Source organism: Methanobrevibacter sp., from assembly GCF_045220775.1.
Classification (GTDB): Archaea; Methanobacteriota; Methanobacteria; order Methanobacteriales; family Methanobacteriaceae; genus Methanocatella.
The window spans coordinates 1-25,124 of the sequence record NZ_JBGUWC010000112.1 but is presented as its reverse complement, the minus strand read 5'-3'; the positions used below and the strand labels follow the sequence as shown (position 1 = coordinate 25,124).

General features: G+C 34.0%; 24 protein-coding genes. 15 read left to right on the top strand and 9 right to left on the bottom strand.

Features of this window, described 5'->3' with window-relative positions; translation table 11 throughout:
* Nucleotides 1-3 precede the first annotated feature (3 nt).
* Both ACJROP_RS07545 and ACJROP_RS07540 read right to left on the bottom strand, forming a co-directional pair.
* Nucleotides 4-1,056, bottom strand: a complete 1,053-nt coding sequence (locus tag ACJROP_RS07545; protein ID WP_406534859.1) for a DUF1611 domain-containing protein — start codon at nt 1,054-1,056, stop codon at nt 4-6.
* A 244-nt stretch (nt 1,057-1,300) separates the two neighbouring features.
* Nucleotides 1,301-2,113 carry a hypothetical protein gene (locus ACJROP_RS07540; protein ID WP_406534858.1) on the bottom strand — a complete coding sequence of 271 codons (813 nt, stop codon included), beginning with the start codon at nt 2,111-2,113 and terminating at the stop codon, nt 1,301-1,303.
* A gap of 156 nt (nt 2,114-2,269) precedes the next feature.
* On the opposite strand from ACJROP_RS07540, the gene ACJROP_RS07535 reads away from it, so the two are divergent.
* Together ACJROP_RS07535 and ACJROP_RS07530 are read left to right on the top strand one after the other, a co-directional pair.
* The gene (locus ACJROP_RS07535) at nt 2,270-3,214 is read left to right on the top strand and encodes a 3H domain-containing protein (protein ID WP_406534881.1); all 945 of its coding nucleotides are present in this window, start codon (nt 2,270-2,272) and stop codon (nt 3,212-3,214) included.
* Nucleotides 3,207-3,785, top strand: coding sequence for a ZPR1 zinc finger domain-containing protein (locus tag ACJROP_RS07530; protein WP_406534857.1), 579 nt, complete (start codon nt 3,207-3,209; stop codon nt 3,783-3,785). Before ACJROP_RS07535 ends, ACJROP_RS07530 begins: the two co-directional genes overlap by 8 nt.
* 9 nt (nt 3,786-3,794) lie before the next feature.
* On the opposite strand, the gene ACJROP_RS07525 is transcribed toward ACJROP_RS07530, so the two are convergent.
* The 3 genes from ACJROP_RS07525 to ACJROP_RS07515 form a co-directional block, all read right to left on the bottom strand.
* A complete protein-coding gene (locus ACJROP_RS07525) occupies nt 3,795-4,199 on the bottom strand; it encodes a hypothetical protein (RefSeq protein WP_406534856.1) in 405 nt (134 codons plus the stop codon).
* Nucleotides 4,200-4,593: 394 nt separating this feature from the next.
* The gene (locus tag ACJROP_RS07520) at nt 4,594-5,025 is read right to left on the bottom strand and encodes a hypothetical protein (protein WP_406534855.1); all 432 of its coding nucleotides are present in this window, start codon (nt 5,023-5,025) and stop codon (nt 4,594-4,596) included.
* A 268-nt stretch (nt 5,026-5,293) separates the two neighbouring features.
* The gene (locus ACJROP_RS07515) at nt 5,294-10,960 is read right to left on the bottom strand and encodes a hypothetical protein (protein ID WP_406534854.1); all 5,667 of its coding nucleotides are present in this window, start codon (nt 10,958-10,960) and stop codon (nt 5,294-5,296) included.
* Between the two features lie 464 nt (nt 10,961-11,424).
* Here ACJROP_RS07515 and ACJROP_RS07510 point away from each other — a divergent pair, with 464 nt between their 5' ends.
* Nucleotides 11,425-12,558: an adhesin gene (locus ACJROP_RS07510; protein ID WP_406534853.1), complete on the top strand. Its 1,134-nt coding sequence runs from the start codon at nt 11,425-11,427 to the stop codon at nt 12,556-12,558.
* A gap of 28 nt (nt 12,559-12,586) precedes the next feature.
* Nucleotides 12,587-13,270: an MIP family channel protein gene (locus tag ACJROP_RS07505; protein ID WP_406534852.1), complete on the top strand. Its 684-nt coding sequence runs from the start codon at nt 12,587-12,589 to the stop codon at nt 13,268-13,270.
* 21 nt (nt 13,271-13,291) lie between these two features.
* On the opposite strand, the gene ACJROP_RS07500 is transcribed toward ACJROP_RS07505, so the two are convergent.
* Nucleotides 13,292-13,981: a nitroreductase family protein gene (locus ACJROP_RS07500; protein ID WP_406534851.1), complete on the bottom strand. Its 690-nt coding sequence runs from the start codon at nt 13,979-13,981 to the stop codon at nt 13,292-13,294.
* A 76-nt stretch (nt 13,982-14,057) separates the two neighbouring features.
* Between ACJROP_RS07500 and pyrH the strand changes: the two genes are divergently transcribed.
* The 7 genes from pyrH to ACJROP_RS07465 all read left to right on the top strand — a co-directional run bounded on the left by pyrH (nt 14,058) and on the right by ACJROP_RS07465 (nt 17,478).
* Entirely contained in the window at nt 14,058-14,735 is a 678-nt protein-coding gene (gene pyrH, locus ACJROP_RS07495; RefSeq protein ID WP_406534850.1) for a UMP kinase, read from the top strand.
* An 8-nt stretch (nt 14,736-14,743) separates the two neighbouring features.
* A complete protein-coding gene (locus ACJROP_RS07490; RefSeq protein ID WP_406534849.1) occupies nt 14,744-15,532 on the top strand; it encodes a TatD family hydrolase in 789 nt (262 codons plus the stop codon).
* 11 nt (nt 15,533-15,543) lie between these two features.
* Nucleotides 15,544-15,735 (top strand): DUF2116 family Zn-ribbon domain-containing protein, encoded by a 192-nt coding sequence (locus tag ACJROP_RS07485; RefSeq protein WP_292749562.1) that lies wholly within the window; start codon nt 15,544-15,546, stop codon nt 15,733-15,735.
* Between the two features lie 7 nt (nt 15,736-15,742).
* Nucleotides 15,743-16,066, top strand: a complete 324-nt coding sequence (locus tag ACJROP_RS07480; RefSeq protein ID WP_406534848.1) for a YbjQ family protein — start codon at nt 15,743-15,745, stop codon at nt 16,064-16,066.
* Between the two features lies 1 nt (nt 16,067).
* Nucleotides 16,068-16,919, top strand: coding sequence for a hypothetical protein (locus ACJROP_RS07475; RefSeq protein WP_406534847.1), 852 nt, complete (start codon nt 16,068-16,070; stop codon nt 16,917-16,919).
* Between the two features lie 8 nt (nt 16,920-16,927).
* Nucleotides 16,928-17,179: a hypothetical protein gene (locus tag ACJROP_RS07470; RefSeq protein ID WP_406534846.1), complete on the top strand. Its 252-nt coding sequence runs from the start codon at nt 16,928-16,930 to the stop codon at nt 17,177-17,179.
* A gap of 89 nt (nt 17,180-17,268) precedes the next feature.
* Nucleotides 17,269-17,478 (top strand): hypothetical protein, encoded by a 210-nt coding sequence (locus ACJROP_RS07465; RefSeq protein WP_406534845.1) that lies wholly within the window; start codon nt 17,269-17,271, stop codon nt 17,476-17,478.
* 12 nt (nt 17,479-17,490) lie between these two features.
* On the opposite strand, the gene ACJROP_RS07460 is transcribed toward ACJROP_RS07465, so the two are convergent.
* Together ACJROP_RS07460 and ACJROP_RS07455 are read right to left on the bottom strand one after the other, a co-directional pair.
* Complete coding sequence (locus ACJROP_RS07460; protein ID WP_406534844.1) at nt 17,491-17,850, bottom strand: tetratricopeptide repeat protein; 360 nt, start codon at nt 17,848-17,850, stop codon at nt 17,491-17,493.
* A gap of 9 nt (nt 17,851-17,859) precedes the next feature.
* Nucleotides 17,860-18,669, bottom strand: coding sequence for a sulfite exporter TauE/SafE family protein (locus ACJROP_RS07455; RefSeq protein ID WP_406534843.1), 810 nt, complete (start codon nt 18,667-18,669; stop codon nt 17,860-17,862).
* Nucleotides 18,670-18,707: 38 nt separating this feature from the next.
* Between ACJROP_RS07455 and ACJROP_RS07450 the strand changes: the two genes are divergently transcribed.
* The 4 genes from ACJROP_RS07450 (at nt 18,708) to ACJROP_RS07435 (ending at nt 23,897) form a co-directional block, all read left to right on the top strand.
* Nucleotides 18,708-19,790: a hypothetical protein gene (locus tag ACJROP_RS07450; protein ID WP_406534842.1), complete on the top strand. Its 1,083-nt coding sequence runs from the start codon at nt 18,708-18,710 to the stop codon at nt 19,788-19,790.
* A gap of 4 nt (nt 19,791-19,794) precedes the next feature.
* Nucleotides 19,795-20,685 (top strand): DMT family transporter, encoded by an 891-nt coding sequence (locus ACJROP_RS07445; protein ID WP_406534841.1) that lies wholly within the window; start codon nt 19,795-19,797, stop codon nt 20,683-20,685.
* Nucleotides 20,686-21,132: 447 nt separating this feature from the next.
* Nucleotides 21,133-23,031: an MJ1255/VC2487 family glycosyltransferase gene (locus ACJROP_RS07440; protein WP_406534840.1), complete on the top strand. Its 1,899-nt coding sequence runs from the start codon at nt 21,133-21,135 to the stop codon at nt 23,029-23,031.
* A gap of 107 nt (nt 23,032-23,138) precedes the next feature.
* The gene (locus ACJROP_RS07435) at nt 23,139-23,897 is read left to right on the top strand and encodes a Cna B-type domain-containing protein (protein WP_406534839.1); all 759 of its coding nucleotides are present in this window, start codon (nt 23,139-23,141) and stop codon (nt 23,895-23,897) included.
* 104 nt (nt 23,898-24,001) lie between these two features.
* On the opposite strand, the gene ACJROP_RS07430 is transcribed toward ACJROP_RS07435, so the two are convergent.
* On the bottom strand, nt 24,002-25,006 hold the full coding sequence (locus ACJROP_RS07430) for a transcription initiation factor IIB (RefSeq protein ID WP_406534880.1): 1,005 nt from the start codon (nt 25,004-25,006) through the stop codon (nt 24,002-24,004).
* Between the last annotated feature and the right edge of the window lie 118 nt (nt 25,007-25,124).

The window sequence follows — 25,124 nt, the reverse complement described above, 5'->3', positions numbered from 1 at the left end:
AAACTACTCCTCTAAATATTCAAGGATTGCATCTAACAATTTAGAAGCTCCATTTTTATAAACATCCTCAGCAGGTAAATTATAAGTAGATTCAAAGTATTCAGGGCATAAATCCAGACTAGCATTTTTAAGGTTAACTGATAAACCAACGACTTTTGTAGGTTCAACAGCTTCAATAGCTTTAATTTCTTCTTCAATGCCTCTAGGTTCTCTATATGGGTGATTTGGTCTATGTCCAACAATAACTGCATCAGGAGCGCAACCTATTAAAATGGCTGCAGATAAACCTCTTGGGTGAGGGTTTCCCTTTTCAGTCAAACTGGACTGGCCTTCAATAAAAATGATATCCGGTTGTTTTGTTTCTTCAGCATATTTGATTGCAGATAATACTGCTGCCGGAACATCCATTGCAGATAAACTTCCAGCTCTAAAGTTAAAATCAGTAGGTTCTTCCAATCCCATTTCGTCAGTTGAAATAATTGCAGGATTTAATCCTCTCTCAGCACTTGCCAAACCAAGCATTTTAGTGGTAGTTCTTTTACCACATTCCTGGGAAGTTCCTCCAACAAAAATTACCGGAGCTTTTGCTTTGTAAGAAATTTTTGGCAATACTTCACATGATTTATCAGGAGCAACACCAGCTATTTTTTCCACTACATCAAGCCTAGGGCCAATTTCTTTTACAACTACATTTTTAGAATCAGCAAACTTCTTTAAAGACAAATTCTCACTAATGGATAATGATCTAAAGGAAGTGATTACATTTAACCCTGCATCAATAGCCTGAACTGCATATTTTAAAGCAGTCCCTTCGGCACCAATTGGCAACATTATGACTAAAGATTTGGCTGCTGGAGCGCTTTTTAAGCAGTTAGCTAAACCGTCTGCTACGATATGGCCACAAAACTCTTTTCCTTGTTTTCTTACATCATCATCAATGAATCCTACTGCATCAATTCCGTCAAGATTAGAGAATTTTTCTCCTCCACCGCCACAACCGACAACGATGTACGGATTTAAATCTTGAAGTTCTTTTACTGATTTTACTGAATACAAAAATTTCACCCCTATAAGTTACCTATAAGTTATAATTTATAACAACCGTGTAAATTTATTATCATAATTTTTCTGAAAAATTTTTCGAAAAAAATGTTATATTAGTAATTATGATTTTTCATATTAATAAATGTAAATGTTTTAAGGAGAAATCAATAAAAAAATAATATCAAAAAATAGTGATAAAATAGGATGAAATCATTCTAAATCATCCAATTATCATTTTATCAAAATATGAAATAGCTTATTTAAAATCAACGTGTTGAGTTTCGCCTTCGGAACTAGCACTGCCTGAATTGGAAGGGGTTTTACTAGAACCTGAAGATGAACTACTGCTTGAAGATTTGCTTGAACTTGATGAAGAGTCAGCAGTCTTATGGGTGTCGCTTGAAGATTGGCTTGAACTTGAGGATGAGTCACTACTTTGAGAACTGTCACTGGAGCTTGAGTCTGAACTAGAACTATAACTGGATTGGCTTGAACTTGATGAATAATCATCATAATATCCACTATCATCATCCACAGTATCCTCTACATATGTATCTTCAGTATCGCTTTGTTCATTGTCTTCTACTACCGCAGGAGCCGCAAAAACAAGACTGTCAAGCATATGTTTGAGAATTTCCAAATCTTCGCTTCCTATGATAATGTTATCATGGGTAGTTTCATTACCGATATAGGCAATATAGTAATGAGTGTCATTTATTGTGCTTTCCTTAATTTCATATCCTGTGTAATTTTCCACTTCATTCGCACTATTCACCCACATGTCAAGATAATTGGCAAATTCTTCATCGCTTGAAGAACTGTAATCCTCAGCACTGTTATAGGTATTCATAAAGACCTTTTTAGATGGGCATTGGTATGTCTTAATACCGTTTTCATTTACTATCCATGACGCATCGTCAGTTTTAGGCACATCAATTGCAGCAGTACTGCTGATATTTAATGTTTCATATGTAACTTCAGATTGGGAAAATAATGCTGCCCCAATACCGATTACAAGTGCGAGTATTACTAGAATTAATGCTATCAAAATATATTTGCTGTCTATCATACTAAATCACTTTTCTTAAATTTTGCATAAATTTATGAATATTGATTATATTTAATATCAATCTTATTAAATACAATAGTTTTTTTATTATAATTGAAACAAATATAACCATTAATGAGTATCGAAAATAAAGTTCAAGACAAAAGTGAGGATAGCATAAGAAAACCCTATGTCATACTTATTGGAAGTGCATCCGGAATTGGAAAATCAACAATTGCAGCGGAACTGGCTAAAACCTTGAATATCAAGCATTTGATTGAAAGTGATTTTATAAGGGCTGTTGTCCGTGGAATTATCGGTAAAGAATATGCTCCTGCTCTTCACAGCTCCTCTTACGATGCATATAAAAGTTTAAGGAATAAAAACCGATATGAGGATTACAATGATTTGGTTTCGGCCGGATTTGATGAACATGCATCCTATGTAATTCCTGCATTAGAAAAGATAATCCAAAGGGCAATTACTGATTATGACGACATTGTTATTGAAGGCGTGCATTTGGTTCCGGGGCTGATTAACACCGAACAATTTGAAGACTATGCGAACATCTACTTTTTTATCCTGGGTTCTGATGAGGAATCCCACAAAGAAAGATTTGTCAAAAGGGCCGTTCAAATCCACAGAGGTGGAAAACAGCTGGATTTCTTTAGAGAAAACAGAATAATCCATGACCATCTGTTAAAGCAAGCTGAAATATATGATGTCAATGTTATCCATACCGAAACAGTCGAAAAAACATTGGATAAAATCTTAGGGATAATAAATAAATCCTGCGCTACAATAAACTTGATAAACAGTATTGATGAGTTAGAAGACGTTATTGACATAATCATCAACGAGAACAATGGTTCGCTAGAAAAAATTACCTACAACATCAAAGGATTTAAAGAGCCATTGACTAGAAATATTGGTGTTTCAGACAGCAAATCCGCAAATACGTTTATTAAAAGCATTAACGAAGATAAGAGTAAAAAGGAATACCTGTCAGAATTATATAATTTATCAGAATATAGGAAAACCACTATCTGTGCATCAAATAAAGAGAGATTAAATAAAATCATTGAAGAATTAAAAGAAAAGGGGTATGTTTTAGATGAGTGAAGAAAACCTTGCAGAAATGATTATCAAATGTCCCGCCTGCGGCATTGAAGGCGTGGCAAAATCAATTATGAAAGAACTTGACATTCCTCATTTTGGGAAAGTCTTAGAAACAACAATCCTATGTCCGAAATGTGGATTCAGACATAGTGATGTAATAGCTTTAGAGCAGAATGATCCTGCAAAATATGTTTTAGAAATAAACAAAAACAATTTGTCCATACGTGTCGTCAGGTCCCAATCCGCAACTGTGGAAATACCTGAAATTGGCGTGAAAGTGGAACCCGGTCCAAAATCAGAAGGTTACGTGACAAATGTGGAGGGGGTTCTTACCCGTTTTGAGGACGCAGTAATTAAAGCCTTGAACTTATTTGAAGATGCACAGTCACAGGAAAATGCAAAAATTGCTCTTGAAAAAATAAGGGAACTTAAAAAAGGAAACGGAACTGCTACATTGATTATGCTTGATCCGTTCGGTCAGAGCAATATTGTAAGTGAAAAGGTTGAGATTTCTGAAATTCCCGAAGAGGAATTGAAACAATTAAAAACTGGTTTTTACGATTTAAATGAATAAGAGGAAGATTCATTCATCCTCCTCATCTTCTTTTTCTGTTGCTGAGAAATCAACAAAAGAGTCTTCCTCAACAACATCCTTTAATTTTAATGTTTTTTGAACATCAGCAGATAATGCATCGCAATCCGCCTTGATTGCATCCAAATGCAATAGTATTCTTTCTTTTTCCTGATTGATTCTTTTGATGTTTGTATATGGGTATGTGGATTCCTTGAACATTTCGTAGTCTATAGTGGTGTATGGGTACTCGTTTAACTGTTTGCATACGTTTTTCAAAATGTCGCCTAAAAACTTGTTCATTTCAACTTTTACCCTTTCCCTAATCATTTTATCGTCATCCAACTCTCTTTTCATTAATTTTACAACTTCCGCATATGCAAATGGCAATTCTTTTTTATTGACTTCTTCTGACATGGTTTTACCTCACAGTTTTTATCAAAAAATGGTTGTTCAACTAACTTTTAAAAAAAAAATATTTTAGTAGTGTCTAATAATATATTTAGTTGGCATTCTATATAAAGGTTTTGTTTAAATGAAAGAACCGACTAATTATTTGATATGATATTGATATAAGTTATCAAATAATGTTGCATAAAGTAGATTATATGAATGCTTGTAAATTTTGAAAAGTCAAATTATTGAATAGTGAAACATCTAAAAGGATATTATTCTAATGAAAAAATATTACTGATAACAAGTTCTCTCTAAAAAAAGTCAGGCAATGCTGATAAGTGAAAAATAGGATACTGTGAAATTCCGGATAGGAATTAAAAAAAATTATTAAAAATAAAATAAATTAGAAGAAGATCTATTCCTCTTCTTCGTCTTCTTCTTGAATTGATGCTGAAAAACTAGCGAAGGTGTCTTCTTCAACAACATCTTTTAATTTTAAGGTTTTTTGTACGTCCATAGCTAATGCATTACAGTCTGCTTTAATAGCTTCTAAATGCAATAGGATTCTTTCTTTTTCTTGATTGATTCTTTCAATGTTGGTGTATGGGTAAGTACATTCCTTAAACATTTCATATTCAATTGTAGTGTATGGATAATCGTTTAATTGTTTACATACATTTTTTAAAACTGAATAGAGGAAATTGTTCATCTCTACTTTTACTCTTTCCCTGATCATTTTGTCATCATCAAGATTTTCTTTCATTAAACGTACAACTTCTGCTTTTGCAAAAGGTAATTTTTCTTCCTCGATTTCAGAAATTTCTTCAATCATTTCTTCTTCAGACATAAATTACACCTCATGTGTTTGATTAAGAATATTGATTCACTCTACGTTTTTTTAAAAAAAATATTATTTCATCAATATCTACCAATACATTTGTTGGAAGTTTTATATAAAGGTTTTGCTTAAATTGAAGAAACGGACAAGTATTAGACCATATTTATATCCAACTTATAAAATAATTCATCGATAAATTAATAATTCGGACACTTACAAATTTTTGAAAAATCGTTTGAAAAAAATAAGAAAAAGTAGCTTAAAAGCTACTTTAAATTTATCTCTTTTTAAAAATATCGCGACCTCCAAAAATTATGGAAACTAATGTAGAAGCGATTAACAATGCAATCAGATTTGCAGTAGAGTATTTTTTAAGGTTAGAAACTGGATGATGAATATTTCCAGCTTTAGACATCTTTTGTTTAGCAAAATCACCAGTGACATTATTTAAAATATTGTCCTGATGTTTAACGATTTTTACTAAAGCAAAATCATCATTATTACTTAAATCAATATCAAAGGTATCGCTTACAACAGACACTACATTTTTGAAGATGCCCTCTTTAATAGCTTCAAATCCAAGTAATAATTTTTCTTCACCACCCGCAGCAAGTTCATCCATGGACCATTCATAACTTGAAGTGTCGAATGTGCCTTTTGTTGCTTTAACAGACCTTAAGACTAAAGAATCATCAAATACTTCACTAACCTTAACGTTCAAAGCATCATCAGGCCCCAAATTACTTAGTTTGATGGAAAAAGTAACCAAGTCCCCTACGCCATACTTGTATTTTGATACTGTCTTTGTAATTGCCAAGTCTGCTGCAGGATAAACATGAACAGTATCTTCAGCCTCATCGTTTAAAGGGTTAGGATCTTTTTCATTGCCGGAAACGATAGCATAATTAGAAATGTCTCCAGTTTCGATGACTTTGGATATGATTTCTAACTTTTTAATTTCTCCAACTTTTAATTCCCCAATATGCCATATGCCTGTTTCATAGATTCCATCACCGATTGCTTCAATTAATTTTAAGCCGTGAGGGAATGTATCTTCAACAATAACACCAGTTGCATCATTAAAGCCCTCATTTGAAACGACTAATGTCCATTTAATGATATCACCATAATTTGCACTGGAAACGTTTGCGAATTTTTCAATTGAAAGGTCTGCAACTGGAGATGCATCAATCAACTCATCATCATGGTTATTGGACATGTTAACATCATACTCATTCGCTATTGCAGATACATTATTGATGATTGTTCCTAATCCATTTACATAACAACTGATGTTTATGCTTTCGCATTCGCCTTTGTTTAGATAATCTAAAATCCAAATGCCATTTTCATAAGTGCCTCTACTGGATGCATAATCTATAAAGATTAGATCTTCAGGCAATTCATCGTATATACGGACATCTGTTGCCATATCCGGACCCATATTTTTAACAGTTATTGTCCAAACAATTACATCGCCGAAAAAAGGATTAAGATCATTAACTTCCTTTAAAACAGCAATATCGGCCGCTAATGGCACGTCAATAGATTCATTATCAATATTGTTAGTTAAATCCGAATCATATTCCCTTCCGGAAATTCTAGCCAGATTTGTTAAATGACCAGTTTTATTGACTTTACAAATGATTTCTAATGTTTGCATTTCGTCTTTTTCAAGACAGCACACATTCCACACACCCTCATCATAAAATCCTTTGCTTGCAGTATAGTTTAACAATATTAACCCGTCTGGCAAAGCATCATCCACCACAACATCAGTTACCTTGTCAGGACCTTTGTTTGATGCAATTAATGTCCACTTGACCAAATCAGTATAATTGACCTCACTAGCATTGACTAATTTTACAATAGCCAAATCACCGGATTTATTAACAACAATAATTTCACTATCATTGTTATTGGTTAGATTATAATCAAATTCCTTAGCAGTGACTTTTGCATCGTTTGTGATGTTGCCGGTTGCATTGACTCTAGTTATAACATTGAATTCAGCTGATTTTCCTTTATTTAAAGTGCCTATATCCCAAACACCAGTATTATGATTAAATTTACCTTGTGAATCATCACTAATCCAAATCAAAGATTCTGGAATCACATCAGTAAGTTTTACGTCATGTGCATTATCCGGACCGTTATTCTTAACGATTAAAGTCCATTTTACTACATCTCTGAAATTAGGGTTGGAATTATTAACCAATTTTATAACTTCCACATCTGATGCGGGATTTATTGTGACTGATTTATTGGCAACATTGTTTTCAGGGTTGTAATCGTATTCATTGCATGTGACATTTGCAACATTTACAAATTTGCCTGTCTTATTTGCCTGGGCAATAATGACAATCTTTAATATCTCTCCAACATTTAAATTACCTATATTAAACACATTGTTTGAATAGGAACCTTTATCCAAAATTGAATTAATGTAAATAAATCCGTTTGGCAAGATATCAACTACTTTAACACCGGTTGCATTGTCAGGACCGTTATTTTTAATAGTTAATGTCCATTTGACCAAATCAGTATAATTTGCAGTTGAAACGTTGGCTGATTTTGAAATTTCCAAATCCGCTGAAGGTCCGACATTGATTTGCTCATCATCGTGATTGTTTGACAAATCATAATCAAACTCGCGGCAAGTCACGTTAACCTCATTGATTATTTTTCCTGTTGCATTCACTTTACAAACTATTGAAAGTTTAACGGATGCAGAAGGATTTAAAGTTCCAACATTCAAAATGCCCATACTAGTGTTGTAATTTCCGTTACAACTTACAAATATCAATGATTCCGGAAGAATGTCAACCGCTTTTACATCATGGGCAACATCAGGACCATTATTTGTTACTTCAATAGTCCATTCTATTGAATCGTTGAAATTTGGATTTGAATTGTTCACCAATTTTTGGACTTCCACATCACATGCAGGATTGACGGTAATTGCTTTTTGATCTTTATTATTTGACATATCATAATCGAACTCGCGAGATGATACATTAGCATTATTTACAATCTTGCCTGTTGCATCAACCTCACAGACCAAATTTAACCTAACTGACTTGTCAACACCCAAAGTTCCAATATTCCAAATACCTGTATTCTCATCATAAGCATCCACATCACTGCTGATGAATTTTAATGAATCTGGAAGCACATCAAGAAGCTTAACATCATTAGCAATATCAGGACCGTTATTCTTAACGATTAAAGTCCATTTGATTAAATCGTGATAATTCGGATTGGTCACGTTGACATGTTTTACAACACTCACATCAACGGCAGGTGCAACACTAATTTCTGCATCATCATAATTATTTGAGGGGTCATAATCAAATTCCCTTAATGATACAGCAGCATTATTCCTGATAACACCTGTTGCATTGACTCTAGCCACAATATCTAATTTAACAGAGTTATTAACACCTAAAGTTCCAATATTCCAAATACCTGTATTGTTATCATAGTTTCCATCACAACTAACAAAAATCAAAGATTCTGGAAGCATATCTTCAACCTTAACGTCATGGGCAACATCAGGACCGTTATTCTTAACAACCAAAGTCCATTCAACCAAATCCCGATAATTCAAATTAGTTTCATTGACGGATTTTTCAATAGCCACATCCGCTGCTTGAGGAACATTTATCGCTTTTTCATCATAATTATTGTTGAGATTAGTATCAAATTCCTTTCCTGTGACATTTGCCTTATTTACTATATCTCCAGTCTTATTTACTTGAGTTACAATATTTACAACAAATGTCTGACCAATTTTCAAATCGCCAATACTTAAAACACCAGTGATTGAATCGTATTTACCATTGCTGTCATCGCTTTTCCAGATTAAGCCATCCGGCAGAACATCATATACGACAACCCCAGTAGCATTATTTGGACCGTTGTTTGTGATATTCAATGTCCAGACAACCAGATCCCCATAATTTATAGTGTCCTTATTAGAAGATTTGACTATCCCATTGTCAATTTTCGGATAAACATTGAATGTTGTAGCATTAGTAATTCCCTTGTAGTAATTATCTTCAAAATGCTTTGCTGTGACATAATATTTTCCAGGTTTCAAATTAGTCAAGTTATCAGAGACTTCACCCAAATAACTTGAATTTAAGGAGTTATTGTAAACGACTGTTCCATCTTCATGTTCTACTGTCATTAGTATTGCCATGTTATACTCACGGTCATCCTGGTATAATTCACCACTCATTGTGGCGCCGGAAACCGGATGTTCACCGTCAATTTCAATGTTATTGTAATTTGCGGCATTATAAATTGCATTTGAAACGGCCAAATTATCATAATCCGCAATGTTATTTCCACCAACAATGACGGATTTGATGTTTTCTACATCCCCATAGTAGATATCATGAGCAGAAATTGGCAAATGATAGACCCATGCCTGATTTTGATATAAAGTGTTGTTTTTTAACTTAAATTCAACACCATGTTCATCAAAATAGATTGCACTACCGTTTCTTGCAGTGTTATACATGAAAACGTTGTTTTGAGCTAATACTTTTGTAGAATTTACATAAATAGCCCCACCTAATCCGTCATTCAATTTATTAACGTCTGGTATTGCTTCATTAGCAATGAATGTAGAATCTTTGACTGTTGTATCTTCACCTTTAATAAATACGGCACCACCGTCAATATTCGCAATGTTTCTGTTAAATTCAGAATTTATAATTTTAACATTATCTGCCTCAATATTCACAGCACCACCATACTCTGAAGCATAATTATCATTAAAGATAGATTTTTCAATTTTAATATTGAATCCATCCAACTTAACTGCACCACCTAGCGGAGCACTGTTTCCTTCAAAAACACTATTTGTAATGTTTAAATCCATAAAAGTCTGATAATCCATCAATATTGATACTCCTCCACCAAATACGCTTGCGGAATTATTGATTAAAGTACAGTTGTTTAAGTTTCCTGAAGCGTGGAATGTCAAAGCACCACCATGATCTGCACGGTTATTGATAAAAACGCAATCATAGTATGATGATCCGTTCCTAACGCATCCTGCTCCGGCATGTCCAGACCCATCGGAAGTTATTACAATGTTGTTTTTGAATACACACTTGCTAACAACCCCATAAGACGGTTCGGTATCCAAACCTATCTGTATTGCTCCACCACAGAGAGCCTCAGGACCACGGACATAATTTGAATCAAAAATACAGTTCGTAATTTTGAAGTCATGGCTGAAAGCCCCTACAGCACCGGCAGCAATGCCTGCACCATTATTTGTGAAATTACAGTTTTTGATTGTTAAACCTTGAGCGGTTTCTGCCTTATATGGCGTGTGAATTGCACCAGAGGTGGTTTTTGCAAAATTGTTTTCAAAAACACACTTATCGAATGTTATGTATTTAGCAGAAACCTGTACAGCCGCACCTCTACCATCCGTATATCCATTAATGAATTTCAAATTGGTAAATTGAGAATTGGCTCCGCCAGAACTAATTTTCAAGATTACTGTTGATTGTTTTCCATTTAATGTTGCACCGGATGATGAAGTGAATGTCAATTTTTTATTGAGTGAAATCGTATCAGAGGAACTGGTTGAAACGAAGGTTCCACTAAGTTTAATTGTATCTCCGCTACTTGCTTTGTTTATAGTATTCTGAATATCTTTAAATGTACCTCCATTGAGAGAATATGAATTTGCTCCCAGTGACTCATTGTTTTCATAATTCAACGACATGATTTCATTTTCTTGAGAATCTTCTAGCTTATCTTCTAAATCTAATTCCACATTAACTTCATCAGTCTCATTCAAATCTATGGCATATGCTCCTTCCATATCCACTCCGATTGAAATGAACACTAAGCCAATGAGGACTAATGAAACGAGGAATCTTTTGCTAATAGCTATCTTTTGAATATTTCTTAACATATTATTACCTCAATTGAGGACGTTTACGCAGTATTAATTAACAAAAGCTATCAATCAGCAATTAAACTTTTTATTTTTAGTTTTAATCTAAAAAGAATATATCCAACCACCAAATTTGAAAAGATAACCTTAATTAAAAAGCCAACTATTATTTAGCAGCCTTACACGAAAAATTTTTAATCAAATTCTTCGCCACGATTAAAAATTATCCTTCAATTTGACATGACGGAATATACTTTTTCAAATCATGACAAAATTTAACTTAAAATAAAAGATAATCTCTCTAAATCCTCAAAAAAACTATTACCAATTGATTTATTTAAATCTTTTGTTTTAAATGGCTTAAATTTCTTTAATTTAAAAAATATCTGATTTCAAAAGAAATATTATATGGAAACGTTGAAAAAATATTTTATTGATAAAGTTAATAAATTAATATTAATTAACATCAAGGAAAAAGAAAAATGAAAAAACAAATTGCAATACTGATATTGGCATTATTGATAATTGCCCCAGTTATTCACGATGTATCTGCATCAAAGACAGTATTCATAACTTCGGACAATATAGTAAACCATGATCAGGACATAAAGTTATTAAACTCGCTTAAAACTCATATAGAAGACATAAGTAATGGTGAATTACAGGTAATTGTTGACAATCAGGCACCTGCACCCGGAGAAGGATGGCGGTCAATAAATGTGACAAGTGACGTAAGCATCAACATCGCCGCTTCGGATGCCGGAAATTATATGCAGCTTGCTTCATCAACTGTTGATACAAATAAACAGATTGTTTTTGTAAACATAGGCAGCTATGATTTGGATAACCATACCAACTTCCTTAGAAGAGCATGGGACGATAATTATTCAAATGAGGCTCTTGCCGGAATGCATGACCCTGGAACATTTCTAAAAAATGCCGGAATCTATTACATACAGCCGGCTAAAGAATTTCCAAGTAACGTTGAAGATGGCGTCTTATCTAAATATGATGAAGACATGAACAGAAAAATGGCAAAAGAAATTGTGGACATCATTAATGGATATGGAAATTATTCAAAAGTCTACAGTAGTGAATTAGTTGTAACAAATAAAATATCCCCACAAGGCATGGCAAATGCAAGCAAAATGCTTGTCCAAAGTGGAGATAACGAAATGAAAGGCCCATACGGTCCATATTCAACCCCTCAATTACTATACCAAACCAGTGCTTACCTGAATGGTGATGGAATTGACATTCCTAAAGAATATGACGAACCAGACAATCCACAGGGAATTTCATTTTTAACAAGAGACAGTTATTCCGTTTACGACTATTTCAAAATGGCAGGAATCGTTAAAAACTATATGGATGCAAACGGCAAAGCACCTGACTCAATAGTGTATGAAGGAGCACATATAGGCTATTATGACCTTGTATACAACTTTGCAAAAATCGTGCAGAATCATACTGATGCTAACCACATGGGCTTTGAAAGTGAATATCACTTCGATAAAGTAAATGATTCATTACTATTACATGTATTCCCATTCATCTTAGTATTATTTGTACTATTAGTTGCATATTTATTTATGAAAAGAATTAGACTATTTTAATAAAAATTAGGATTATAGGAGAAAAATTATGAGAAGATATATATCGGAATTAATCGGAACAATGGTACTTGTCCTGTTCGGTTGTGGAAGTGCAGCCATAGCCGGTTCAGTATTAGGTACCGTTGGAATTGCATTGGCATTCGGTTTATCCATCGTTGCTATGGCATATGTGATTGGAGACATTTCAGGATGCCACATCAATCCGGCTGTTTCAATCGGCATGTGGATTGATGGAAGAATGGAAGCAAAAGACCTAATAATGTACATCGTATTCCAATGTATTGGTGCAATCATAGGTATTGCGATATTGGTTGCAATCATCAGTTCAATTCCAAGTCTTGGAGGATATGCTGCAACAGGACTTGGCCAAAACGGATTTGGATCTGCATCAAGCCTAGGTATCGATGTTGTTGGAGCAATTATTGTTGAAATTATTTTAACCTTTGTATTTGTATTTACTGTCCTTGGTGTTACAAAAAAAGCAGAAAACGCTACAGTCGCAGGTATTGTAATCGGTTTGACACTTACTTTCGTACATATTATGGGAATTCCATTAACCGGAACTTCCGTAAACCCGGCACGTAGTTTAGCACCTGCATTATTCCTTGGTGGCCAGGCTTTAGAACAAGTTTGGGTATTCATTTTAGCACCTATTGTTGGTGCAGTCATTGCAGGTTTCCTATACAAAGGCTTAACTTCAGAGGATGCTTAAATCCTCTAATTTTTTCTTTTTTTAAATCTTTATACTTCCAATGTAAGTATGGCTCTTAATATTTTCAAAATTAGCTTTTTTATAGAATTCAAAGGTGTCCTCGTTAGCCACATACATATGCGCTAAAGCTATTCCTACATCGATTGGATTCCATTTCTTGATGAATTGGCGTTTAACAATATTCTGTTTTACCTGATAGACATCAAAGCCGTCATCCGAATGTTTGAAATACCAAGGCTGTGCATTGATGGCTGATGGAGCGAGTTGTGCTGGAATTAATCTCTCATCGGCAAAATCTGAAATTTCATCCAGTTTTTTCCTTTTAAAACTAGAGCGGTCTCTTGTAATATTGTCTGATTTGCCAAATGCAATGGTTATCACAAAACCTGGTCCCTTATCCTTAGGTGAAGCCAAGCCCACCCAGCAATTGCCAATACCCTTACTTTGGAGATATAAGCAAAGCTGCTCGAAAATAAAACCGATATCTATATGATTCTCTTTTTTATCAGCGTATAATGCCAAATAATATGGAGCGGAAAAACGTGCGCGATTATTAACCTTATCAAGAGTTAATATTTCATAATGGTAGTCTACACCTTCATTTAATGGCTTGACTTTTGACATTGCATCATGAATCATATCCATGTCAATCTCATCTTCCAAATACTTGCGGCAGGATTTCCTTTGATAAATTTGCTCATTTAAACTCATTAATAATAATTATTTTCTCCATCTTATTAAAATTTAAATAATATCTTAAAGATAAATATATATTTAAGGTGAATATATGAAAATTGTTGTTGCAATTGGAGGATCTATTTTACTTAAGGAATATGATAGTAAAAAATTCCAAGAATACAGTGCTATCTTAAAAGATTTGACCAAAGAACATGAAATATTTGTTGTTGTGGGTGGTGGAAAACCTGCAAGGCAATACATCAGTGTAGTCCGTGATTTAGGGGCTGGCGAAGCGCAATGTGACGATATCGGAATTGAAGTTACAAGAATCAATGCAAAACTAATGTTGTCTGCACTTGGTGATGCTGCATATCAAAGAGTGCCTCATAACTTCCAGGAAGCTTTAGAATTCTCAGCTACTGGAAAAATAGTCGTTATGGGTGGAACTGAACCTGCACACAGTACAGATGCAGTTTCTGCTATTCTAGCAGAATATGTTCAAGCGGACAAGCTCATCAACTTGACTTCTGTCGATGGAATGTATACCAAAGACCCTAATAAATTCGATGATGCGGAGCTTGTTCCAGAAATTACCGCAACTGATTTGCTTGCATTCTTAAGCGATAAGGACGTTAAAGCCGGAACATATGAATTTTTCGACACAACTGCAGTTCAGATGATTAAAAGGTCCGACTTAGAAACCGTTATAACAAACGGTTTTGAGCCTGAAAACTTGATTAAAGCAGTTAACGGAGAACCTATCGGAACAAGAATCATTAACGAATAGGTGATTAAGTGGATAATCTAATCGATATTGGCTTAAACTTAATGCACTCTTCATTTAGAAAAGACAGAGTCGAAATAATTGAAGAAGCAAAAAGGGTTGGTGTAAACCAGTTCATAATTACTGGAACCAACATTCATGCAAGCCAATTGGCAGCAGAATATGCATCCAAATATCCCGGAACTCTCTTTTCAACATCAGGAGTTCATCCACATGATGCAAAAACCTGTAACGGCCATACTATTTTTGAAATAGAAAAAATAGCTAAAAACAAAAGTGTGGTTGCCATTGGCGAATGCGGTCTTGATTATAATAGAAACTTCTCGCCACAAGACCTTCAAAGAAAATGGTTTGAGGCACAAGTAGAATTAGCGGAAAGAGTGGACATGCCATTATTTTTACATGAAAGAGAAGCCCACGAAGATTTATGTACAATATTGAAAAGGCACGATAGCGTTATTGAGAAATCCGTTGTTCACTGTTTTACAGGAAACAAACAAGAAGCACAGAACTACATCGATTTGGGTTGCTTTATTGGCGTTACTGGATGGATTTGCGATATGAAAAGAGGAAGGGACTTACAAGAGGCCGTAAGTGTTATTCCCCCAGAAAAATTGATGATAGAAACAGATGCGCCATTCTTAATACCAAAAAACTTTGACAGAAAACCTAAAAAGAACAGAAATGAACCGAAATATTTGCCTCATATCCTCGAGACAATTGCAATGTGCATGGGTCTTGATGCTGAAGACCTTGCAATTCAAGTTACTAAAAATACAAAAGAATTTTTTAAATTATAGGAAGTGAAAATATGGCAGTAGAACCTCATAAACATTGTCCGATTTGCGGAACCCCAATACCTTTAAACGAACTCGTATGCTCACCAGATTGCCAAAAAGTCTGGGATGCAAGATTAAACCAAAGAAAAAGATCACAAATAATCTTATATGTAGTGATTGCAATCTTTTTAATTATTTGGGCAGTGATGACCTTTATGAAATAGGGATATAATGATTTTAACCTCATCAAATACCTTAGAAAACAAAAAAATTATAGAATACAAAGGATTAGTAACTGGAGAATCTCTGATTGGAGCCAATATCTATAAAGATTTATTCTCCGGTGTCCGTGATGTTGTAGGTGGAAGAACCTCACAATACGAAGAAGAATTGCAAAAAGCGCGCGACATCGCTTTTGAAAGCATGAAAGAAAAGGCCGAAAGTTTAGGTGCAAATGCCATAATCGGGCTTAAGATTTCCTACAACAACCTTGGCGGCACTATGGGAAATACAATCCTTGTAACCGCATACGGCACTGCAGTCAAATGTGAATAACATGAATCTTAGAAATAGAGATGAAAGACTGGCGCATCTAAAAGAAGCTATCATATGCATCACATCAGGTACATTAGCCGGTCTTGCAGTTTATCAATTCTTTTTATACTTCAACATAGCAATTTTTGGCTGGAATTTAGGATTGATTTTTGCACCGCTTATTGCAGGATATGTCGAAACCATAATTGCAAATAGAATACTCGGCGAAGACATCGGTGCAATTAGCGCATTTATCCTTTTTGCATATACCACATATTATAGCTTTATTTTGAAAAATCCTACATTAGGCATGAATTTTATTACTGTCGGATCAATAGTAGTAATCCTGCAAGCCGCATTTCCAACATTGATTAACTATATCTTGATAGTTGTTGGAGTAGGCGTGATTTCCTACATTTTTGGATTTTTTAAAAGAATAACTACTTATATATACCATAAAATAAAGAATTTTAATTATACATACATTCTTAAAAAGCCCTATGAAGTTGAAGAACATACTGTTGAGGAATTTGATGAAGAAAAAAGCAATAAAAAAATCAATAGTCTGGATTTCATCTTTATGACTAGCACAGATGTTCCTGATAAGCAAATTGTTAATCTAGGCCAATTCTATTCAACTGTGATTTTGGAAAAAGATAAGCATTTAGTTCATGCAGATCCCGAACAGGCAGAAATGAACACATTAAATACCTTGAAATCTGGAAAGGACGAATGTTTAATCGGATTGACTAACAAAATAAAAGCAGCTGGTGGAAATGGAGTCCTTGATTTAGACATACAATATTGTTTGATTGGGCTTGGCGGTGACAGTTACCAAGTAAGTGCCATTGGAATGGGAGTGTATCTAAAATAGGTGATAACATGAACGCAGAAGATTTCATTGCTCAATTAGTTTCAGAAACTGGTTTGACTCAAGAACAAGGTATAACAGCTAACAGTATTTTTGAAAGTACCTTTTTAGCTGGTAATAAAAACAAAGACTTTATTGTGCAACAATTGATGGAAAGATTAGGTGTTGACGAATCCCAAGCAAACTTGATCTATGAAGTCGGTGTTGGAATTTTAGCAACCGGTATTTTAGGCAAACTCAAAAAAAGAATTTTCGGAAGATAAGGGGAATTATTCTTCTTATTTCTTATTTTTAATTTTTATAATTTTATATTCAAAAAAAACTTTTTTTTTAACCCTTAAAAGGTGAGAGTATGGATAACGAAGGAACAAAGATCATACCTATTATTGGATATGTAATAGCATTTTTATCCCCACTTTTAGGTTTGATATATGGGGCAATATTGTTTTTCTACAAAAAAGATGTTCCATTATACCGCAAACATGGTAGATACATAATATACTTTGCAATTGCCATGTTTATAGTCAGTCTGATAGTGGCATGGACAATGGGATGGATTTAATAGTTAAATGAATTATTCCAATTCATTTAATCTATTTTTGAAATCCTTATTATCTTTACAGTTACTAATAGCCTTCTTTAAAATATCTATTTCTTTATCAGTTTCGCCTTGTTTTTGATAAATATTTGCCAATGCTTCATATGCTTTTTGAGAATCTGGCAAAACAAAAATGACTTGCTTATATAATTCAATAGCTTCACTGAATTTGCCTGATTTTTCCAGATATTGGGCTTCATTCATCATATTCTTAATATTGTCGAATTTGCCGTCTTTTTTAGGTTTGATTTTCCCTTCAACGTTCTTCAATTTATCAAAAATACTGTCTGCTTCACCAGCATCAAAATTTTCTCCAACTTTTCTATCTCCGCTCATCATATCACCTTAAGGCAAGATTCCTAACATTTTCAATGCCATGTACAATACAAGTACTGAAAATATGATCTTCAACTTTTTTTGAGGTACCTTATGTGCCATTTTGGCTCCAAGCGAGGCCATCGGCACTGAAAAACAAGCAATCAAAAGGAAATTAACAATGCTTACATAACCAATTGAGTATGGGAATGTGCTTACGCCCCATCCTGAAATGACATAAGACAAAAATCCTCCAATTGCTGTTAAACAAATAAAAATAGAAGATGTTCCAATAGCTTCAATCAATGAAAATCCAAGAAGTGCAGTCAGAATAGCTATTAAAAATATACCACCACCAACGCCCAAAAGTCCTGATGAAAATCCAACCAGCAGACCTATAATTGCGGTTGAAATTAAATTAAAAGGAATTTTAGCTTCTTCTCGCTCTTTATTAATATTAACGATATTATTAAAAGCAATGAACAATAATAAAAGACCAAAAATAATTTCCAATACTCTTGAAGGCAATGCTGATGCTACAAAACCTCCTATAACACCACCAACAATACCAAAAATACCCAATCTTATTCCTGGCTTTAAGATATTATCCAATGTTCTGGTGTGTCTGTAAGCTCCGCTTAAGGCTGTTGGGACAATAATGGCCAAACTGGTTCCAAAAGAAATCAGAATAGCCAAATCCGGTTCAACTCCAATATACTTCAACAGGAAATATTGGAGCGGGACAATTAAAAATCCTCCGCCAACACCCAGAAGTCCTGATGCAAAACCGGCACAAATACCGATCAACACCAATCCTATGAAATATTCTATTGTAAACATGCTCATCTATTTAAAGTATTAATATTAAATTATTGTTAATGAAACTTAATAAAACTATACTACTTGGATTTATATTCATACTCCTTGCAGGAGTAATCTTTGTAAGTGACATCTTAAATCCAATTATCAGACCGGTTACCTACCTATTTTTAATGGGATCATCAAAAGGTAAAGACATTATGTTTTTTGGCCTTTTAGGCATATTTCTAATATTATCCCAAGTCATTGAAAAAGAGATGGATGCAACAAGATATCTGAGGATTTCAATCATAATCGGTTCAGTTTTATTGGTTTTAGGCATTATTCTAGAAATCATATTTAGATTGCAGATGGGCATTAAACTTAACACCGTATTCTGCTCCATGTCCAACACAATGAGCTCTACAAGCATTTTGCATACTCACCTGTTAAAGTCCATTTTAGGAGCAGTCATAACTCAAATTATAGGTCCTTTTATACAAAGCGACATCAACACGGGAGTTGGCCTATACTCATACGTTCCAAGCATCGGATTTTTGGTAATTTTATTAATTCCCATTTTATTTGTAACTTTAGTTTTAGCCATTCAAAAACGCCCATGGTTTACAACACTTTTAATAGCGTTCTTTTCAAGTTGCCTTCTTATTGGAGCGATTGATGGAGGATTGTGGGCAACACCTTCACTTGTCGGTATTTTAGGACTTTTCTTAGTTTATAAAAACGGTTATTACCTAAATTACATTGTAGGCACTGTTTTAAAAGATGAAAACCTGCTTAAAGAGAACGAAATGATACAGCCATCTTACAGAAATACATGCTTAAGCAAAAACAGATACATGTTTAACAGGCTATTGCCTTACATGGTTGTCGTTTTAATAGTTGCATTAAGATTTACCGTTGCATTTGCAGGAGCAGAACCCGACTGCTATACTGTTGAAGTCGTAAATGCAAACGATACTGTCGATTTGGGAAATATCAGCATAGAAACTATTGATTATGATGCAAATACAAATGTAAACAAAACCATTTTCAAAGTCGAACCAACTTATAATGAAATGGAATTGATCAACGATTTAAAAGTTCCTCTGAATAATTCCTGTGAGTATTATACAGTTTCCTGGAATGCCTATTCATATCTGTGATACCATGAAAAAGATTTATCTATTTTTGCCAATCCTTGCAGGATTCATGTTCGGGTCAAGCGGCATTTTTGTTCGAACATTGACTCAAAATGGAATTGACCAAGGCACACTGTTATTTTTAAGGTTTTCAATAGCCATCATTCCAATACTGATAGCCCTTATTTTAACTGATAAGAAGCTTTTGAAAATAGATTTAAAGGACATTCCATTATTTCTGGCCTGCTCAATATGCATCATTGGCCTTAATCTATGCTATAATGAGTCAATGAATACAGTTCCACTGTCTCTTGCAGCAGTGCTTCTATCACTTGCACCAATCTTTGTGCTGGTTTTTGCCTACATTCTGTTCAGGGAAAAGATTACCTCAAAAAAGCTGATTTGCATGTTTCTGGCAATATTTGGATGTGTGCTAATGACAGGCGTTCTGGAAGATAACATTATAAACATCCCCCTATTCGGTATCCTTTCAGGTGTCGGTGCTGCACTGTTCTGGGCGGTCTATCTGATGGCCTCAAAAAAATCAATGGAAACCGGCAAACACACTTATACAATCCTATTTTACTCAATAATTTTCATCACAATAGCGCTTATCCCGTTTACCAGTTTCGGCCAGATTGCAGATTTCATTTCCATTGACCCCTTATTATGCATCATATTCCTAATCATACATTCAACATTCTCATTTGCCCTGCCTTATATCTTTTCAACATTGAGTTTAAACTATATCGACTCCGGAATATCCTCGATACTGCTATCCGGAGCAGAGCCCCTTGCGGCATTGATTTTCGGATTTTTCATCTACAGCGAAGTTCCAACAGTTTTGATGTTTTGCGGATTCATACTGACAATCGCAGCCATGATGATGCTAAGCAGGAAAGATACACTTGAAACATAACTACGGGTAGAGGTGTATTTCAACTGTAAATGCTCTAAATTAAATAAGTATGAATATTAAACCTTTTTAAAGTAATTAAAACATTATTTGCCTTAATTTATAAAAATAATATTAAACCGTATTTAATATCAAAAACCTGCAAAAAATATCAAGTTACTCGCAAAAAATTTTCATACAGTAACTAACTAAAAAACCTTAAAAATACAAATAAGTCGGTTTATAAAAAATTTTTTAAGATTAAAGTTAATTGAACAGGACTTTTCAGATAAAAATAAAAAAATATCATCAAATTTAGAAAAATCACTTTTTAAAAAAATATTGAAAATATGTTGAATTATGCTCTCTAAGAACAAAATTCTATTCAAGAAAATAATTTAAATTAAGTTAAATTACAAAAAAAGGCCATTTTTACAAATATTTATTAATTTAAAAAATAAACTTAAACATATGATTTTAAGCATTATCATACCTACCTATAATGAAGAGGAATACCTTCCAATCCTATTGGAAAGTATTAAAGAGCAAGACTTTGAAGATTACGAAGTCATTGTTGCAGATGCTAACTCAACTGATAAAACCAGAGAAATTGCAAAAGAATATGGTTGTATAGTTGTTGATGGAGGCCTTCCGGCAGTAGGTAGGAATAATGGTGCTCGTGTTGCAAAAGGGGAATATTTGCTCTTCCTAGATTCTGATTTAAAGCTAACCGAAGACTATTTAAGGGATGTATTATACGAATTTAGAATGGAGCATCTCGGAATAGCCATCACACAAATGAAACCACTATCAAATAAGGTGCAAGATAAGATATTCCACGAATTTGCAAATTATTTCATGATTAGCGTTGAAAAAATCAAGCCCCATGGAGCTGGATGCTACGGGATAATTTCAAGAAAAGAGCTGCATGATGAATGCGGTGGCTTTGATGAATCCCTAACATTTGGAGAAGATACTGATTATATCGAAAGACTGGCCAAAAAAGAACGATTTAAAGTTTTAAGAAATGCAAAAATTGGTGTTTCAACTAGAAGACTTGAAGAAGAGGGGATTACAACATTAATCCAACAGTACGGTAAAAGTACCGTTAATGATTTTTTAGGAAAAAGAACCGATGCCAGTGAACTTAACTATAACTTCGGCCATGGAAAAGAAAAGATTACCACTTCAAGACTGGATAATATAACCAGACAAACTGAAAAAATCAATAATATTAAAGAAACATATGACGATTCTCGAGAACTGATTCGCTCCACAAGAGCAGAGATTAAATCTTCAAGACGCAGGAGAGAGAAAAAAGTTGTATTTTACTGCGTTTGCGGAGAAGGAATGGGTCATGCAATAAGAACAGGCGTAATCGTTGATAGAATTAAAGACAGATATGATGTCCATATTTTCTCAAGCGAAAGGGCTTACGAGTACTTAAATTCGAAATTTGATAATGTTTATGAAATCGGCGGATTCAATACAGTTTACATTAACAATAAAGTGAACAACCTGAAAACTTTTTCTAATGCATTAAAAAGGAATCCGACCAATATTAAAGTAGGCTATGAAAATTTATATAAAAAAGCAAGGCAACTGCATCCGGATGTTATTGTAACTGATTTTGAAATATATGCTACAATGCTTTCTAAAATACGGGGAATCCCGTTAATAAGCTTAGATAACATCCATATGATTACACAAACTAAAATCGACTATCCTCAAAATCATTATGTTGAAATGCTAAAAGCGAAGGGCGTAATCAAAACATATGTTGTAAAGCCAAAAGTGCATATTCTAACAAGTTTCTTCTATCCAAAAGTAAGGGCTAAAAAGAATGCGGTAATATATCCTCCAATTTTACGTGAGGACATATTAAAATTAGAACCTAAAGAAGGAGATCATATAATCGTCTATCAAACAAGTCGTGAAAGCGAAAAACTCATTAGAAAACTCAAAGCTTTAAAAGATGAAAAATTCATTGTATATGGATTCAATAAAAGTGAAGAAGATGGAAATCTAACATACAAAGAATTTAACGAAGATGTATTCTATGATGATTTGGCCTCATCAAAAGCAGTAATCTGTAATGGTGGATTTACATTCATCACCGAAGCGATACATCTTAAAAAACCTATTTATTCAGTTCCGGCAATCGGCAACTTTGAACAGACCTTAAATGGATTTTATGTGGAAAAATTAGGATATGGAGAATATCATGAAGTTATGAGTGCTTCTAGAGTTAAATCATTCTTAAATAATCTTCCAAAATACCAAAAAAGATTAGCTAAAGTTAAAAAGACCAATAATGATGGAGTTGTTCGTGAACTGATTTATAGAATTGAAAAATATTCTAAACTTTAATAATTTTAGATAGGATATTAACTGACCTTGAATCTGCAACCATACCCAAAATATATATTGCATTTTGCATAGACTTCTATTCATAATCCCTAGGAGGATATTGAAAAATGAATAAAAAATTGTTTACAGTATTATTTATTGCAGTTTTTCTAATGGCTTCCATTAGCTTTGTTTCTGCAGCAGACAATATTCCTGTAAAAGTAATATGGGATGATGCAAATCAGGCTAATGAAAGACCAGACGAGATTACTGTAAATCTTTTATGTGATGGTAAAGTGGTCGATACCGCTAAATTAAACGCATTTAATTCTTGGAAAACTACTTTTAAGGGTTTAAATGATGATGGAAATTATGAAGTAAAAGTTGCAAGCAAAGTGAGCAATTATTCTACTCAAGTTAGAGGCAGCGCTGAAAGTGGTTTTGTAATAACTGGTAAAATCATAGCAGAAACTCTTGGGTCCAGTGCAGAAGATGCTTCCCTGGAAAATATTGACGAAACTCCAGTTGGAGATGACACTACAACAGGACAAACCGATAACAATGCTGCTGAACCAGCAGAAAACAATGCAACAGATAAAAATGCAACAGATAAAAATGCAACAGATGGTACTGCCACTAATGAAACAGATACTGAAAATAATACTACAGATGATGAAACAACCGACGGTGCCGATGTAGCTAGCAATACTCCAACTGTTGACAAGCAATCTCCAACTAAAGATAACAATAAAAATGTAAAACAAGTTAAGAAAAACGATAATAAAACTGTAAAACCTAAACACGGCCCAACAACAGGTATTCCAATTGCAGGATTGGTTTTAGTATTATTTGCAGTGGCATTTGTTCCGTTTTCACGTAAAAAATAGTTAAATTAAAAGTAGATGTTTATCATCTACATCCTTATTTTTTAAAAATTAAAAAAAAAGAATGATTAATAAATTAAATTATTAATCAAATAATGAGTGAACTTCTATAAAGTCACACCCATCTCTAATTGTTCAGTTAATTCTTTATATCTATTCCTGATAGTTACTTCAGTAACGCCAGCAATATCAGCCACATCTCTTTGAGTTTTTCTCTCACCGAGTAAAACAGATGCGATGTATAATGCAGCCGCCGCTACACCAGTAGGTCCTCTTCCTGAAGTTAATCCTTTTTCCATTGCTTTTTCAATGATTTCAATAGCTTTGGATTGTGCTTCACCAGAAAGACCGAGTTCTGATGCAAATCTAGGCACATAATCTACTGGGGAAGTCGGTGGTAATTTGATGTTTAACTCACGGGTTAAAAATCTGTAAGTACGACCTACTTCTTTTTTGGTTACTCTAGATACTTCTGCGATTTCATCTAAAGTACGTGGAACGTTACAACGTCTACATGCAGCGTATAATGATGCGGCTACTACTCCTTCAATACTTCTTCCTCTAATCAATTTATTTTCAACTGCGCTTCTGTATACTACACTTGCAGCTTCCCTTACACTTCTTGGAAGACCTAATCTTGAAGAGTCTCTGTCTAATTCACTTAATGCAAAAGCCAAGTTACGTTCAGTAGCACCGGAAATTCTGATTTTTCTTTGCCATTTTCTTAAACGGTACCATTGAGCTCTGTTTCTTGCAGGAATATCTCTACCATAGATGTCCTTATTCCTCCAATCAATCATTGTACTTAAACCCTTATCGTGAATAGTGTAAGTAATAGGAGCATCTACTCTTGTACGTTTGTCTCTTTGTTCATGGTCGAATGCTCTCCATTCTGGACCCATATCTACAAGGTTTTCATCAATAACTAATCCACAGTTAGCACAAACCACTTCTGCCCTTTCATAATCTCCAATTAAATCAGTTGAACCACATTGTGGACATACGGTTTGTTTTTCTGGCTCAGAGTCATCTTTTTGTCTTCTTCTTGAAGTTCTTTTGGAATTTTGAAGAACTTCTTCAGATAATCCTTCTTTCGTGTTAATCTCTCCTATTAAATGTTAATTTGAAATTTTCCCTAAAAAACAAATAGAGAAATAATTTTTTTATAGAATCCCTAATAAAAATAGAGAATAATATTAACCCTCTTAAAAAAATAATAGAGAACTGATT

Coding starts and splice junctions, on each gene's coding strand:
- ACJROP_RS07540 (WP_406534858.1), bottom strand. CDS start 2,113: ATGATAGACAGCAAATATATTTTGATAGCATTAATTCTAGTAATACTC.
- ACJROP_RS07530 (WP_406534857.1), top strand. CDS start 3,207: ATGAGTGAAGAAAACCTTGCAGAAATGATTATCAAATGTCCCGCCTGC.
- ACJROP_RS07525 (WP_406534856.1), bottom strand. CDS start 4,199: ATGTCAGAAGAAGTCAATAAAAAAGAATTGCCATTTGCATATGCGGAA.
- ACJROP_RS07520 (WP_406534855.1), bottom strand. CDS start 5,025: ATGTCTGAAGAAGAAATGATTGAAGAAATTTCTGAAATCGAGGAAGAA.
- ACJROP_RS07515 (WP_406534854.1), bottom strand. CDS start 10,960: ATGTTAAGAAATATTCAAAAGATAGCTATTAGCAAAAGATTCCTCGTT.
- ACJROP_RS07510 (WP_406534853.1), top strand. CDS start 11,425: ATGAAAAAACAAATTGCAATACTGATATTGGCATTATTGATAATTGCC.
- ACJROP_RS07505 (WP_406534852.1), top strand. CDS start 12,587: ATGAGAAGATATATATCGGAATTAATCGGAACAATGGTACTTGTCCTG.
- ACJROP_RS07500 (WP_406534851.1), bottom strand. CDS start 13,981: ATGAGTTTAAATGAGCAAATTTATCAAAGGAAATCCTGCCGCAAGTAT.
- pyrH (WP_406534850.1), top strand. CDS start 14,058: ATGAAAATTGTTGTTGCAATTGGAGGATCTATTTTACTTAAGGAATAT.
- ACJROP_RS07485 (WP_292749562.1), top strand. CDS start 15,544: ATGGCAGTAGAACCTCATAAACATTGTCCGATTTGCGGAACCCCAATA.
- ACJROP_RS07480 (WP_406534848.1), top strand. CDS start 15,743: ATGATTTTAACCTCATCAAATACCTTAGAAAACAAAAAAATTATAGAA.
- ACJROP_RS07475 (WP_406534847.1), top strand. CDS start 16,068: ATGAATCTTAGAAATAGAGATGAAAGACTGGCGCATCTAAAAGAAGCT.
- ACJROP_RS07470 (WP_406534846.1), top strand. CDS start 16,928: ATGAACGCAGAAGATTTCATTGCTCAATTAGTTTCAGAAACTGGTTTG.
- ACJROP_RS07465 (WP_406534845.1), top strand. CDS start 17,269: ATGGATAACGAAGGAACAAAGATCATACCTATTATTGGATATGTAATA.
- ACJROP_RS07460 (WP_406534844.1), bottom strand. CDS start 17,850: ATGAGCGGAGATAGAAAAGTTGGAGAAAATTTTGATGCTGGTGAAGCA.
- ACJROP_RS07455 (WP_406534843.1), bottom strand. CDS start 18,669: ATGTTTACAATAGAATATTTCATAGGATTGGTGTTGATCGGTATTTGT.
- ACJROP_RS07450 (WP_406534842.1), top strand. CDS start 18,708: ATGAAACTTAATAAAACTATACTACTTGGATTTATATTCATACTCCTT.
- ACJROP_RS07445 (WP_406534841.1), top strand. CDS start 19,795: ATGAAAAAGATTTATCTATTTTTGCCAATCCTTGCAGGATTCATGTTC.
- ACJROP_RS07440 (WP_406534840.1), top strand. CDS start 21,133: ATGATTTTAAGCATTATCATACCTACCTATAATGAAGAGGAATACCTT.
- ACJROP_RS07435 (WP_406534839.1), top strand. CDS start 23,139: ATGAATAAAAAATTGTTTACAGTATTATTTATTGCAGTTTTTCTAATG.